The following is a 15,027-nucleotide window of genomic DNA, read 5'->3' on the forward strand; positions in this document are numbered from 1 at the left end:
TCTTCGTCTTCTCCTGCTACTGCAACTGGTTTGCATTAACAGCCGCACACTCTTGCGATCACAGGACTAGGTTCGACGTGAAAAAACTCGCCGTGAACAACAATAAAATCTCCCGCTGGGCGCCGCTGGCCCTGTCGCTTGCGGTCAGTGCCGTGCTGCCTGTGGCCTACGCCGCCGAGGCTATCCACATCAAGGCCCAGTCCCTGGGCACAGCGCTGAGCCAGTTGGGCCAGCAGACGTCCCTGCAAGTGTTCTTCAGCCCCGAACTGGTTGCGGGCAAGCAAGCGCCGGCGGTCGACGGCAACCTTTCCCCCGAACAAGCCCTGCGCCAGTTGCTGCAAGGCAGCGGCCTGGACTACCAGATCGATGCCGGCTCCGTGACCCTGCGCCCGCTGAACAGCGGCACCGGTGAAGCCGGCTCGCCGCTGGAACTGGGCGCCACCGATATCAAGGTGGTGGGCGACTGGCTCGGCGACGCCAACGCCGAAGTGGTGCAGAACCACCCCGGCGCACGTACGGTGATCCGCCGCGAAGCCATGGTGGAGCAGGGCGCGATGAACGTCGGCGACGTGCTGCGCCGTGTGCCGGGTGTGCAGGTGCAGGAATCCAACGGCACCGGCGGCAGCGATATTTCCCTCAACGTTGGCGTACGTGGCCTGACGTCGCGCCTGTCGCCACGTTCCACCGTGTTGATCGACGGTGTACCGGCAGCGTTCGCGCCGTACGGTCAACCGCAATTGTCGATGGCGCCGATATCCGCCGGTAACCTGGACAGTATCGACGTGGTGCGCGGTGCCGGTTCCGTACGCTACGGGCCCCAAAACGTCGGCGGCGTAATCAACTTCGTGACCCGCGCCATCCCCGAGAAATTCTCCGGTGAAGTCGGCACCACCCTGCAAACCTCCGCCCATGGCGGCTGGAAGCACATCGACAATGCATTTATCGGCGGCACCGCCGACAACGGCATCGGCGCCGCCTTGCTGTACTCCGGGGTCAATGGCAACGGTTACCGCAACAGCAACAATTCCAACGACATCGACGACGTGATCTTCAAGACCCACTGGGCGCCGACCGATCAGGACGACTTCTCGCTCAACTTCCATTACTACGACGCCAGCGCCGACATGCCCGGCGGCCTGACGCAGAAGCAGTTCGACGCCAACCCGTACCAATCGGTACGCGACTGGGACAACTTCAGCGGGCGCCGCAAGGACGTATCGTTCAAGTACATCCGCCAGATCGACGACCGTACCCAGGCCGAGGTGCTGACCTATTACTCCGACAGCTTTCGCGGCAGCAACATCGCCAACCGTGACCTGAAGACCCTCGGTTCCTACCCGCGCACCTACTACACCTTCGGCATCGAGCCACGCGTCTCCCGTGTATTCGATGTAGGCCCGAGCACCCAGGAAGTCAGCCTGGGCTATCGCTACCTCAAGGAAGGCATGCATGAGCAGGCGACCAGCCTGAATCTGGTCAACAATGTACCGACGCCGGGCGGACAGAGTGACGGCCATGTCTATCAGGATCGCACCGGGGGTACCGAGGCCAACGCGTTCTACATCGATAACAAGATCGATATCGGCAAGTGGACGGTGACTCCGGGGATCCGTTTCGAAGATATCCGCACCGAATGGCACGACCGTCCGGTGATCGCGTTGAACGGCACCCGCACCCAGGAAAAACGCCGCGAAGTCCACAATAACGAACCGCTGCCTGCATTGAGCGTGATGTACCACGTCTCCGACGCCTGGAAACTGTTCGCCAACTACGAGACCTCGTTTGGCAGCCTGCAGTACTTCCAACTGGGCCAGGGCGGCACCGGCGACCAGACCGCCAACGGCCTGAACCCGGAAAAAGCCAAGACCTACGAGGTGGGTACGCGCTACAACGACAATGTCTGGGGCGGTGAGCTGACGTTCTTCTACATCGACTTCTCGGACGAGCTGCAATACGTCAGCAACGACGTGGGCTGGACAAACCTCGGCGCCACCAAGCACACCGGTATCGAAGCCTCGGCGCACTATGACCTGTCGAACCTGGACCCGCGCCTGGATGGCCTGACCGCCAATGCCGGCTTCACCTACACTAAGGCCACGTCCGAAGGTGACGTGCCGTTCAAGGGCCGTGACCTGCCGCTGTATTCCCGTGAGGTGGCCACCTTGGGCCTGCGTTACGACGTCAACCGCTGGACCCATAACCTGGATGTATACGCCCAGTCCGGCCAGCGTGCGCCAGGTACAACCAGCACCTATATCACCCAAGGTACGGCTGATGGCCAGTACGGTGATATTCCGGGCTACGTCTCGGTCAACGTGCGCAGTGGCTATGACTTTGGCGAGCAGTTGTCCAACCTGAAACTGGGCGTTGGTGTGAAAAACGTCTTCGACCAACAGCACTACACCCGTTCCAGTGACAACAATGCTGGACTGTACCTTGGCGAGCCGCGAACGTTCTTTGTACAGGCCAGCGTCGGGTTCTGATCGAAACACTGCCGCTCTTCCTGCCCGGGTTGAGCGGCAAAACCTACCGATAGAGGGGTTTGTTTTTCATGCCTTCAAATGTTCCTCCTACCAGGTTTCTGGAAACTTTCAGCCTTCTCAGGAACCGGCTCCCACAGTTCTGCCACACAGGATAGGCCTGCGTGCGCTGGTTTCCTTGACGACTAATAGAGCCCAAGGACGCTGGAGCAGTGATGTCAGGCGCCTGAATAGACCGAACTGGAGAACAGGAATGTCGGTATCGCCATACAATCACAGCGTCGCCCCTAACCTTGATAATGCCTCTCCGGGGGAAGAAACGCGCAGCAGGGAACGGTCTGCCATCACATCAAGGGCCCTGGTCTCGGCAGGGATCCATTTCGCCTCGCAGTCCAGTCATTGCGGCCCGGTATTCGGTGGCCCGCCGCCGCGCCCACTCCCCGAGAATGTGCGCCCGAACCCAGGCCCACCTCCACGTCCGAACCCTGCGTTGCCGGACCCTTATCTTTCAAAGCAAAGCAACGAGCAATTGGCCCAGGCGCTTTTGAACAGCTATGACGCGTTCAGGGGCCGCTGGCCTTCGCGCTCTGTCACGCGAAAGAGTGTGCAGAAAATGGCCAATCAACCGTTGACCGGTGATCCTGCCAAAGACGCGAATATTCGGTTGGCGAAGGAACTGCTGCGACGTCCTGGGCTGCTGCAAGCGCTCGATCGAAATGGCAGCACCGGTGAACTGAACGGTCGTTTGTCCAAGGACGACATCAAGAGCTTCATTCAGTCCGATAATCCATTGAAATCGAAGGACGATAAGCAACTCGTCCAGGAAATGCTCAACCATTTCAATGAGTTGAAAGGAGGGTATTTCAGTAGCACGATCAAGCTCAGGGACCTCCACGCCCGCGCGATGCAACCATTGACCGGTAACTCCCGCAACGACCATCTCACCCTCCTGGCACGGGAAGTCATGGCGCGCTCGAACCTGATGGCGACTATGGACAACGTTGAAAGCTGGCGGCGCGATGGCAAGATTTCTCGACAGGAACTGAACGCATTGCTTCGTTACACCTGAGGCTGCCCTCTGCTGCACCGCGCAGCAGAGGTTGGTGAGCGCTCGGCGCAGCCCATACAACCCAGTCATGCAAGAGCTGTATGCGAGTGTGTATCACAAAGAAGATATCCATCGGTCATTGCCTGCCGATGGAGCCTTCATCATACCGGACCGGATCTGGACTATGAATTCGACATCTTTTGAATCCCGTCATGCTCAGTACAAAATCTCGACGTTGGCCGCACCTGCGCAGGAGGCGGAAAACCCGAGAGAACCTCTGGGACTCTATCTCACATCCTCGCCCCGGTTCAGCTTCAAGGCGCCCACCGCGGAAGATTTTGACAAAGGCTCTCGAGCCCTCATGGAAGAGTCGACCCCCGGTTCGGTTATTTCAATGTTTTCCAGTCTTTGGAACAAGTTGGTCCGCCGCTAGGCCTTGCAGTTTCACATCGACACAATTTTTTAGGGCATGGAGGCTCGACAAGGTGAATTGGTTACAAACGCTCAAGATTCATTCGGGTATATGCGGCGTTTTGGACGGCGGTCTTCGGAACCATCGTTTTCTCGGAGCCACTCAACCAGAGCTTGTGCCACGTTGATTTCAAGGTGTTTTCGAGGATCAGTCGACCAAGGCATGGGTTACGTAATCTAGATAGGGTGGAGGTTAATCATGGTCGGTAGTGTCAATAACTATTTGCAGTCGATAGTGTCAAGTACACTGAATACTTCTTCGGCAGGCGCGGGGCGGCGCACGGGCAACGGTCAGGCTCGCGATGCAATCGATACGCGTGCGCTGGGCAAGCCGCTGCCGGCGGCGCCGTCATTCGGCGCCAGTTTTTTGAATGGCGCCTCAAGGCACTTTGACGGTCAGAATTTGTATGGCGGCATGACGAAGGCCGGCAACCCCTTTGTCAGTTCAGACGACCACCTGTTGGCGACGGACCTGAAGAACAACCTGTCATTACTGGACGCGTTCAAGAAAGATGGTCAGTTGACCCAGGCTTCCTTGCTGGAGATAGCTAAAGAGGAACCCAGCAGCAGTAAGGTCTCGGAGCGCACCATCATGTTGGCGCGAGAGATACTCAACCGTCCTCGGCTGAACGAAGCTATCTTGGAAAAGGGCGGTAAGATCACGCATGACAGCCTCGGCAAAGCGGCCGACTTGCAGGTTGGCAACACCAACCCCAACACCCAAAGCGCGGATCCGTTCCATGCGAAGACCGATGCGCAGGTCGTCCAGATTTTCAGGGGCATGTTTGACGATTTACGCGACAAGTCGGAAGACCGGACGTTCTTCTTCGAAAAACATCGCTACGTGAAAAAAGACACGATCATCGAAATGAGCAAGGACCCAGACCAAACCGATAAGAACGGTGAGCCTTTACGAGATGCGCATACTGGGTTTCCTTTAAAGAAATACAGCGAGCAACAGGTATACCTTGCCAAGAATCTTATGGAGAGGCCAGGGTTGATGGCCTCTCTAGACAGTTCCAAAGCCAATGGTCACAACATTTTCGGCAGCCATAACGACGATGGATGGTTAAAAAACTACAGCCTTGATCGCTGGCTGAAAAACGACAAGGAAGAAAAAGGGCGATAGGCCCTGCAGGCGAGCATGAGCGGTTTGAAATACTCAAACGGCCCATGCCGCTTCGCTCTCATACCCGCAGTATTTTTCCGCTGATTGCCACCACCGCCAGCAACATACCGACCAACAGGAAGGCGGTTGCCAGGCTGCTGCCGTGGGCGATGAAGCCGATCACGGCCGGCCCAGCCAATATCCCGGCATAGCCCAGGGTAGTGATGGCCGGTACGGCAATATGCTCTGGCATGACAGTCTGTTTACCGACGGCTGTGTACAGCACCGGAACAATATTGGAGCAACCGGCGCCTATCAATGTGTAACCCAGCAAGGCCATTTCCCAGGCGGGGGACAGGGTAGCCAGGAATGTGCCGGCGGCCGCAAGTGCACCGCCGCCCACAATCACCCGGGTAGCACCCAGCCGGCGCACGATGGAATCTCCGGTCAATCGTCCGACCGTCATGGTCAGGGCAAAGGCTGCGTAACCCAGACCTGCATAGGCTTCATCGAGGCCGCGCTCGGCACTGAGAAACACCGCGCTCCAGTCAAGTACCGCACCTTCTGCCAGGAACACGATAAAGCACAGGCAACCGATGAACAGCACCACACCGTGAGGTACGGCAAACGCCGGGCCCGAACTCTCACTGCCGTAAGGCAGCAGATGCGGCGCGGCCTTGAGCAGTGCTGCCAATGTGATGACAATCACCACCAGGGTCGCCTGCAACGGCGACAGGCCCAGCCCGAGCAGACCCGAGACACCCGCTGCACCGACGATCCCTCCCAGGCTGAACAGCCCATGAAAGCCCGACATCATGGTTTTGCCGCTGGCGCGTTCAACGATCACCGCCTGCAAGTTGACCGTGGAATCCACCGTGCCCAGGCCGGCACCGAACAGGAACAACCCAGCCATCAGCAGCGGAATCGAACTGACCGTCGCCAGCAGCGGCAATGCCAGGCAGATCATGATCGTCCCGGCGCTCAGTACGCGTCGGCAGCCGAAACGTGAGGCCAATGCACCCGCGGCGGGCATGGCGATGATCGAACCGACCCCCAGGCACAGCAGCAACAGCCCCAGCGTGCCCTCGCTCAGACCGGCGCGAGCCTTGGCATACGGTACCAGCGGCGCCCAGGCCGCGATGCCGAAGCCGGCAATGAAGAAGGCGATACGGGTCGACATTTGCTCCAGCCGCCCGGGAACCACGGGCGCTGAGGTGGGGATGGCAGTCATGAAAAATCCTTGGTTTTGCGTTCAACGAACGATGTCCGGCGCGACATCCTTGCACATCAGGCCTTGGTGTGCGAGCCGGGTTCCGTTGGGATTCGAGCTGCCTTGAATTTTATTTTTACAAGCTGGAACGCCAGGGCGGGTTGCAGCCACATAAGTCGTATCGAGTTTGTAGGAGGCGGTCTGGAAGGTGTGTAATCCCTGCGGGAACGATTGAACCCCAGGGTTCTCGCGGTGGATTACCACCTTCCAGGCCGCTTCTGAAACTGCGTCAGGCGGGTGGTGTGCAACGGCGGGATCCCACACAATCGAGCAACTCCTTTTTTGCGATCAGCGCATACCTCGGTGGATGACCTCATGACTCTGTTCTACGACGCTCGCGGCAATATCTATGGTGTGGTCAGCCCGGCTTCATTGAGCAGCAAGGGCATTAATGTACCCGAGAGCGCTGAGCGTGCCGCGGTTGTGCGTACCGCCTGGGCAGCGTCGGCTATCGCCTCGGAATGCAGCTGGGGCTCGGTGCCGCGCCCGGCTGGTGGCAAGGCCCACCGTTGTGATGGCCTGCTGGTGGGGCCGTTCCAGGACACGCCGCCGTTCGATCTGCTGATCGTAAACACCGACGGTTCTTTGGCCGAGCGCAGCGGTAATGGCTTGACGATTTTCGCCCAGGCCCTCACCGACCAGGGCCTGATGACCGAGGCTTGTGAGATGCGGGTCCATCATGACAAATCGGATGCGCAATCACCGGTCGCCACTCGGGTGGAACCTGCCGTTCGTGACGATATTGCAGGGTTCTGGGTGGAGCTGGGAGTACCTGCCTTCGGACCTGCGGCGGTGGGCGCGCAGGGGGTTGGCCAGGTGTTTCAGGAGGGCACTGAACTGAGCCATGTCACCGAGCTGGCGGCGATCAGTCCACAGTGGGCTGCCAGTCAATTCGTGCGGGTGGGCAACCCCCATTGTGTGACGCTGGTCCAGCAGCTCTCGACGTTGCCGGACAACGCACAGATGCTGCTGCCAAACCTGTTCCAGCCCTTGAAGGCCATCGCCTTCGCGCCCCCTGCGGGCGGTGGCCTGCCTTGTGAGGCGGGGGTCAACTTGCAATGGGCGGCGCGCCAGCCTGGCAACCGGGTCATAGCGCGGGTGTTCGAGCGCGGTGAGGGGCCGACCGCGTCTTCCGGCACCAGTGCCAGCGCCGTCGCCTGCGCGGCATGGCGTGCGGGCTGGGTCGAGAGCGGTGATGTCGCGGTGGTGATGCCGGGTGGCGTTGCGCCGGTACGCTTGCACACCCAGGGCGAGACGCTGCTCGGCGTCAGTCTGTTCGGGACCGCACGGCTGCAGGCCTGAGGTTTTTTAACGGCCGACGCTGTGATTCAGTGTCGGCTGTTTCTTTGTCAGTTAGTTGTTATTAAGAAGGTTGATGTAGGGCATTTCTTATTGTTAAGAAGTGGCGCATTGACTCGTTTTATTATTTTGTAAAAGACACTTCCAACTTCTTTGTACGAATCTTCTTTTTTATTTTAAAACAGCCGATTTTCGCCCGTAATCGCTAAGCTTTGAGGCGTTCAGGGGCTTTTTCTCGGCAGTTTATTCGCACACTTAACGAGGCAAAGCATTCCTGCGTGCTCATTCATTTATGGCGGGTAACAACGGATGGTTAACGCGTTTGTTTCGTCACGTTTCAAACTGATTCTTCCCTGCATGGAAACGGACTTTCAGGTGCTGGCATTCAACGGCCGCGAGCGCCTTGACCAGCCTTTTTTCATCCAGGTGCAGGTGGTGAGTGAAAATCCTTCCCTTGACCTCGAGAGGTTGCTCCATCAACCCGCCTACCTGGATTTCGGAATGGGCGAAGGGCTGCATGGTCAGGTTTACGCAATCGGCCGGGACGACCCTGGCCGGCGCATCACGCTCTACCACCTGACCCTGGCACCTCGCCTGGCCTACCTTGCACACCGGCGCGACCAGCGGATCTTCCAGCAACGCAGCGTGCCGCAGATTATCGCGGCGGTGCTTGAGCGGCATGGCATCCTGGCGGACGCCTATGCATTCGAGCTTGGTCCCGTGGTGTATCCGCCACGCACGTTCTGTGTGCAGTATGCGGAGAGCGACCTGCACTTCATCCAGCGGCTGTGTGAAGAGGAGGGCATTCATTACCATTTCCGTCACAGCGCGGATGCCCATCTGCTGGTGTTCGGTGATGACCAGACGGTGTTTCGCCGTTTGCCCCAGCAACGCTATTGCCCTGCTGGCGGGCCGCAAGCCGCTACGCAGGTCGTCCAGCGTTTTGATGTGCGCCTGGCCACGCGCACCCAGAAGACGGTGCGTCGCGATCATGACTTCGAACAACCTTCATTGCTGCTGCAGGACTGCGCCGGCTCGGCTCCGGCGCAACCTCTCGAGGACTATCGTTACCCAGCGGGATTCACGGGTCATGCCCGGGGCAAGCGCTTGGCGCGGCGGGGCTTGGAGCGTCACCAGCGCGACCGTCTTCGCGCATTGGGCCGCAGTGATCAACCGGCGCTGCGCAGCGGGCATTTCCTTGACTTGCGCGATCACCCCGATCCGTCCTGCAATGACTTGTGGCTGATCACCTCGGTGCGTCACGAAGGTCATCAGCCGCAGGTGCTGGAGGAGGCGACGCCCACGACTGATGGCTTCCAGGGGTATCGCAATCGCTTCACCGCGACGCCTTGGCAAGCGGTGCATCGACCGCCCCTCAAACATTCCAAGCCGACCATCCATGGCAGCCAGACCGCAACGGTGACCGGGCCGCCGGGGGAAGACGTGCATTGTGACGTCTATGGCCGGGTAAAGGTGCGCTTCCACTGGGACCGCCTGGACAAGGCGGATGATAAAAGCAGTTGCTGGGTTCGGGTTGCATCCGGATGGGCCGGTGACGGGTTCGGTACAACGATGATCCCGCGTGTGGGCATGGAAGTGCTGGTGACCTTCCTTGAAGGGGACCCGGACCAGCCGTTGATCAACGGTTGCCTGCCCAACGCGTCGCACCGGCCGGCCTACCCCTTGCCGCAGCACAAGACCCGCAGCGTCTTGCGCACCTGCAGTACGCAGGGGGGCGAGGGCGCCAACGAGTTGTACCTGGAGGATCGTCGTGGCGAGGAGCTCATTTACCTTCGTGCACAGCGGGACCTGGAGCAGCAGGTCGGCCATGACAGTCGGTTGGAAGTGGCGGGGGAGCGACGGGAAGTCATTCATGGATTGAGTACGGCTCACCTGGCCAGCGAGGAGCATCGTCACATCACCGGCGATCGCAGGATCGTGCTCAAGGCGAGCGACTACCTCAATGTACAAGGTGACAGCCGGACCCATGTGGGGCAGACCCTGATCCTGGAGGCCGGGCAGCAGTTTCATCTCAAGTCCGGTGCCAGCCTGGTGATCGACGCCGGGGCGCAACTGAGCCTCAAGGCGGGGGGCGAGCATCTAGTCATCCAGGCCGGCGGCATCTTCAGCAGTCGCCCCGTTACCCTGGGTGGAGCGCCGTCCGTCACCCTGGCGGCGAATGCCTCGGCGGCGATCGACACACCCAGCATCTCCCTGGTGCAAGGCAGCCTCATGAACCTGGCCAAGCAATTGGGGGCCGATTACTGCCCGGTGTGCGAGCGCTGCCGTGAAGGACGGTGTGAACTGCCAGGGAGGGCCGCTTGATGCCAAGCATGCCAGGCCAGTGGATGGACCAACAGCAACAGCGGGGACGGCGACTGTGCTTGATCCTTGAAGGGCAGAGCGACGCGCGCGCACCGCTGCTGGAGGTACGCGACTTGCCGGCGTACCGCAGTGTTTACGCCGAGACTGCCGTAGCGGAGTTGGCGGCAGAAGGCCCATTGATTGTGCTGCTGGGCCCGCTGAACGAGCACGCTTTGCTTGGCCTATTGCAGCAACCCGAGACGAACTGGGGCTGGCTGGGCAGTTTACCCGGCGAAGACCTGACGGCAGTGACTCGACACTGGCGTGACAGGCTGCTGGTGGGCCCTGAAGGCGCGCAATCGCTATACCGCTTCCACGACAACCGTACCCTGGCGCGTGCCCTGGCCCATATGGGCCAGGACCGCTGGCCGGTATTTCTCGGGCCATTGATCAGCGTGTGCTATTGGCACGAAAACCGCTGGCACACGGCTGACAACCAGGCCCCCGGCGAGTATCCGGTGCCGGATCCCGCGCCCTGGCTGGATGCGCCCAACCCAAACGCAGCGGCCATCCTGCACGCCAATATCCTGCGTTACCTGTTGACCGAACACAGTGAGGACCTGGCGACATTGGTGGAATTCCAGGACCCGCGAATCTGGCTGGCACAGGTACTGGAGCAGGCGCGTGCCTGGCAGTGGCAGGGGCCGGAGCAGCTGGAGTTTCTGGTGGTGCGAAGACTGGAAGAGGCGACTCGGAGCAGTGTTTTGCAGTGGCAGCCCAGGGTCGGTGAAGCGCCTGGGGAGCACTTTGAGCGAGTAGTGGAACAGTGGCGATTGATGGGGGGAAAGCATGAGTAGGCGAAGGTGGGCGGGGGTGATGGTGCTGGGGGTACTCGGGCTGACGGGGTGTGGGGGCAAGCCTGTGGATCGATTTACGTTGGAGGTGGATTTGCCGGCGCAATTCCGCTTCATCGGTGGCGCCAATTACGGTCCAGCGACGGGGGAAACCTGCACGTTGCCCAGGCGTCGAGGCAAGAGGCCCGAGAGAAAGATCTTTATTGCGCATTACAAACCGGTGGCTGAACGCGTGAGTTTTGAACTGCCGCTGACTGAAGTCATTGAAGGGTGCCCTACGGTTTTGCGGAGTGTGGATTTCAGAACTTATGCAAAGTGGGGGCCTCGAGATTCAGACGTTGGAGGAGATAATTCAAGCTTTTCAGTGCGAGATTATTCGGATCCTGATGTACCGGGGATGCCAGAGACGGGAGTTCAGGAACTACACCGACAATGTCAGTGGATGTTTCGGACTGCGGGCCCACAGCACGCAATCATTAAGGTCCTTACATGCAGCGCTTTTGGGGGGGCGAGTCAGCCGAAAGAACAACGAGCAGGCGTAGTTGTGCAAAGGGATCAGTTACCTGGGAAGACTCTCAGGCTGGTTCTGACATTGACTGATGATGAGGAACCCTATTTTGACGATAGCTGGGTGGTCGTTCCCGGTGGATGGCGGCGTTGCAAAGGTAAAAACCATGAGGACCTGTATGCGTTTTGCAACGGCAATACTAGCGACTTTAAACCTATAAAAATGCCGGATGGCCGCATCTGTGATGTCTACCCATCGTGCAAGTAGCAGGGAGCAAGTTCATGAAGATGGATGCAAGGAAGCAAGCTTTTTTCAGTGATATCAAGCCGGCCTGTGCATTGCGCGGGCATTGGGTAAGCTTTTGTCTGGTCGATGAGCTCGGTGTTGGTGGGGCGTACGGTGGATTGCCTTACACAATCCACGATAGCGCAGGGCAAGAGTACAAGGGCAGGCTGAACGGTGAGGGCTTTGCCAAGCTATCCAATATTTACTGCGGACCTGTGGTCCTTGTTTTTGACGAGCCTTACTCGGGAGTTGAGCAACCGTATAAGTATCTAAGGGGGCGCAGCGCTTACAAACTTCCTATTACCGAGCTTCAACGACGGGCTGAACAGACTAGATTTGCGGCCTATGATGGTCGCCGTACCGAAGGTAATCCTGCTCAACAAAAAGCCAGCCATTTTTATCAAGTTGAGGTTCGCGATTTAGTCCGCCACGCCGCCCATTTACCCCCGATTGAACAGAGAGCTTATCAACCTCGACGGCATGCGTTAAAAATGTTGGCCGACCTTGGATTTGGGCCACCCGAAACAACCTTGGCAGGGATCGTGCTATTCCCCAACAGCCATACTGCTCTTGAGGTTAGACCGCTGCGGGCTTTGCGCCCGATGCTTTCAACCGAAGACAGCTTCTGTGCCTTGAACCTGTATCAGCTAGCGTTGATGGCCACCTTGAGTTACTGCAATTTCGGCCAGGAGCCACCTCAACAGCCTCAAGAGGAGGTTCATTTTCCACTCGACCCCAGCGTCGGTCATTTTTTTGCTGAGAAACTTTCGGGTTATCACGAGGCCTGGCGAGTCGATTCGGAAGAACAGCAACGTTTCTATCCGATCTACGAAGAGGTCCCGTATTCCCGACGCTTCGAGATTTTGCCTTTCGATTCTGTGTTGTATCCAAAAAATCGACCGGACTTGGGTGATAAGCAGGAGCACCCAGCGAGTTTGCATTTTTTTGATGATGAAGCGTTTGGTACTGATACGCAGGCATTTATCAGTCATCACGATGAGGTGATCCTGATTGCTGTGCGAGGTACCGCCAGCGCCGCCGATGGGCTACGGGATGCAAACGCCCATCAGGTGGCTTTTGCCGAGGGTGTCGGCAAGGCACACGAGGGCTTCTATCAGGCTTACCGGGCGATGCGTGATTTCGTGCTGCACTACCTCACTCAGTTTCATATAGGGCAACGAATCGTCATCTGCGGACACAGCCTGGGCGGCGCGATTGCGTTGTTATTGGCAGAAGGGCTACGTCGTATTCCTGATCAAAACTACAACATCCTCCTCTACACCTACGGCGCCCCCCGCGCCGCCGATTCCGAATTCACCGCAGGTGCCTCAACCCTGGTCCACCACCGCATCGTCAACCACAACGACCCCGTCCCCAGCGTCCCGGCCCCATGGATGAACACCACCGCCAAGCTCTGGGTCCCAGGTGCCGTCACGCTGTTCAGCGCCCCCGCGCCGAGTGGGTTGCTGTTCGCCGCCGGCCTGGTACGTTTCGGTGGCAACCCCTACGAGCACCATGGCGAACAATACCATTTCATGCCAATCACGCTCGCGGACGGCACGCATTCTTCGGTGTTGTGGCAACCCGGTTGTGAGTCCATCCAGGAGGCCGGCTGCAACCGGGCGCTGCAACTCAGCGGTGACATGCCTGAACGTGACAACCTGCTCAAGCAGCTGTTCCAGGCCAGCCAGCACTTCATGACCGCCAGCTACATTCCGGCCGCCTGGGCAACACTCCGGCGCTGGCAGCAAACCCAGGAAAGCAATGGGCCCTTGGTAACGCCGAGGGAATTCGAATTGCTCGACCGTGCACTCGAGACCATGCGCGAGCAATTGCGCAACAAGCGTAGGGAATTGACCCGTCTAAAGGCGGCCAACGACCGGGGCTATGAGCATAACGAAGCCTTGAACGCCGAAATCGACCGTTTGCACAGCAGTCGCGAGCGCCTTGCGACTCTGCGTTGGCGCCGTCTGGAAGCCCGTGATGTCTATGGTAGTCATGCCCATGGTGCCCACTTGGCAACGAGCCTCAAGCGCTGGTTCAGCCACCGTGAAAATCGCGAGCTGTCGCAGGTCGCCCGTATCCCTCCCGCTCTGGATAACGACAGGGGGAGGGCACATACGCTGGATATCGACTTGATTGTCTGACCGAGGTGTTTACGCAAACTCTACCTGGGCTGGCCGGCGTGTCATCAACACCTTGCCGTTGCGGATCGAGTACAGCGGCAGGCCCTGGCTGCGGATCACCTCGTAGTCGCTGTCCGCCGAGAGGATCAACAGGTTGGCGGGGCGTCCCTGCTCCAGACCGTAGCGGTCACCCAGGGCCATGGCTTTGGCGCTGTTGTCGGTGACCAGGTCGAGGGCGCTTTGCAGGTTGCGATAGCCGAGCATGTGGCAGATGTGCAAACCGGCTTCGAGTACCCGCAGGATGTTGCCGTTGCCCAGTGGGTACCAGGGATCGACGATGGAGTCCTGGCCGAAGCACACATTCATGCCGGCCTCGAGCAGTTCGTTGACCCGGGTGACGCCACGGCGTTTTGGGAAGCTGTCGAAGCGACCTTGCAGGTGAATGCTCTCGGTGGGGCAGGAAACGAAGCTGATACCGGAATGTCCCAGCAGGCGAAAGAGCTTGGCGCAGTAGGCGTTGTCGTAGGAGCCCATGGCGGTGGTGTGGCTGGCAGTGACGCGGGCGCCCATGTCGCGGCTGCGGGCCTCTTCGGCCAGTACTTCGAGAAAGCGCGAATGTGGGTCGTCGGTTTCGTCGCAGTGCACATCCACCAGGCAGCCGGTGCGTTCGGCCAGGTCCATCAGGAACTTCACCGAGCTCACGCCCTGGTCGCGGGTGTATTCAAAGTGCGGGATGCCGCCGATCACATCGGCGCCCAGGCGGATGGCCTCTTCCATCAGTTCGCGGCCATTGCGGTACGACTCGATGCCTTCCTGGGGGAACGCGACGATCTGCAGGTCTATCAGGTGTGTGCTTTCCTCGCGTACTTCCAGCATGGCCTTGAGCGCGGTGAGGTCCGGGTCAGTGACGTCGACGTGGGTGCGTACATGCTGGATACCGTGGGCAGCCAGGGCCTGGATAGTCTTTTTGGCGCGGGTCTTGGTGTCTTCCTGGGTGATGGTGGCCTTGCGTTCGCCCCAGCACTCGATGCCTTCGAACAGGGTGCCGCTCATGTTCCAGCGTGGTTCGCCGGCGGTCAGCGTGGCGTCAAGGTGGATATGCGGTTCGACAAAGGGCGGGATCACCAGGTTGCCGGCGGCGTCCAGGTCCCCCGCGCCCAGGTGCGGTACTGTCGATTGCGCGGTGATACTGGCGATCCGGCCATGTTCCAGGTGCAGATCATGCAGGCCTTCACGGTTGCGCAGGCGGGCGTTGATGATGTGCATGGGCAAGT

10 protein-coding genes are annotated in these 15,027 nt (G+C 59.3%); 8 read left to right on the plus strand and 2 right to left on the minus strand.

What is annotated here, in order from left to right:
- The first annotated feature begins 77 nt into the window (after positions 1 to 77).
- From K5K89_RS10960 to K5K89_RS10970, 3 genes are all read left to right on the plus strand, one after another.
- Positions 78 to 2,483, plus strand: coding sequence for a TonB-dependent siderophore receptor (locus K5K89_RS10960; RefSeq protein WP_222541391.1), 2,406 nt, complete (start codon positions 78 to 80; stop codon positions 2,481 to 2,483).
- A gap of 250 nt (positions 2,484 to 2,733) precedes the next feature.
- Complete coding sequence (locus K5K89_RS28625; protein ID WP_261401097.1) at positions 2,734 to 3,549, plus strand: hypothetical protein; 816 nt, start codon at positions 2,734 to 2,736, stop codon at positions 3,547 to 3,549.
- A 649-nt stretch (positions 3,550 to 4,198) separates the two neighbouring features.
- Positions 4,199 to 5,128 carry a hypothetical protein gene (locus K5K89_RS10970; protein ID WP_261401098.1) on the plus strand — a complete coding sequence of 310 codons (930 nt, stop codon included), beginning with the start codon at positions 4,199 to 4,201 and terminating at the stop codon, positions 5,126 to 5,128.
- A gap of 58 nt (positions 5,129 to 5,186) precedes the next feature.
- Here the strand turns inward: K5K89_RS10970 and K5K89_RS10975 are convergent, their stop codons facing one another.
- A complete protein-coding gene (locus K5K89_RS10975) occupies positions 5,187 to 6,338 on the minus strand; it encodes an MFS transporter (protein ID WP_071489699.1) in 1,152 nt (383 codons plus the stop codon).
- A 354-nt stretch (positions 6,339 to 6,692) separates the two neighbouring features.
- On the opposite strand from K5K89_RS10975, the gene K5K89_RS10980 reads away from it, so the two are divergent.
- The 5 genes from K5K89_RS10980 (at position 6,693) to K5K89_RS10995 (ending at position 13,774) form a co-directional block, all read left to right on the plus strand.
- Positions 6,693 to 7,679: a diaminopimelate epimerase gene (locus K5K89_RS10980; protein WP_222541392.1), complete on the plus strand. Its 987-nt coding sequence runs from the start codon at positions 6,693 to 6,695 to the stop codon at positions 7,677 to 7,679.
- 306 nt (positions 7,680 to 7,985) lie between these two features.
- Positions 7,986 to 10,001, plus strand: coding sequence for a type VI secretion system tip protein TssI/VgrG (gene tssI / locus K5K89_RS10985; RefSeq protein ID WP_222541393.1), 2,016 nt, complete (start codon positions 7,986 to 7,988; stop codon positions 9,999 to 10,001).
- On the plus strand, positions 10,001 to 10,837 hold the full coding sequence (locus tag K5K89_RS10990) for a DUF4123 domain-containing protein (RefSeq protein WP_222541394.1): 837 nt from the start codon (positions 10,001 to 10,003) through the stop codon (positions 10,835 to 10,837). Before tssI ends, K5K89_RS10990 begins: the two co-directional genes overlap by 1 nt.
- On the plus strand, positions 10,830 to 11,609 hold the full coding sequence (locus K5K89_RS28630) for a hypothetical protein (protein ID WP_083351563.1): 780 nt from the start codon (positions 10,830 to 10,832) through the stop codon (positions 11,607 to 11,609). The genes K5K89_RS10990 and K5K89_RS28630 overlap by 8 nt, the downstream gene beginning before the upstream one ends.
- A 14-nt stretch (positions 11,610 to 11,623) precedes the next feature.
- Positions 11,624 to 13,774, plus strand: a complete 2,151-nt coding sequence (locus K5K89_RS10995; protein ID WP_222541395.1) for a lipase family protein — start codon at positions 11,624 to 11,626, stop codon at positions 13,772 to 13,774.
- Between the two features lie 9 nt (positions 13,775 to 13,783).
- On the opposite strand, the gene codA is transcribed toward K5K89_RS10995, so the two are convergent.
- The gene (gene codA, locus K5K89_RS11000) at positions 13,784 to 15,019 is read right to left on the minus strand and encodes a cytosine deaminase (RefSeq protein ID WP_071489693.1); all 1,236 of its coding nucleotides are present in this window, start codon (positions 15,017 to 15,019) and stop codon (positions 13,784 to 13,786) included.
- Between the last annotated feature and the right edge of the window lie 8 nt (positions 15,020 to 15,027).

Origin of the sequence: Pseudomonas sp. DR208 (genome assembly GCF_019823005.1) — a bacterium.
In the GTDB taxonomy this organism is placed as follows: Bacteria; Pseudomonadota; Gammaproteobacteria; order Pseudomonadales; family Pseudomonadaceae; genus Aquipseudomonas; species Aquipseudomonas extremorientalis.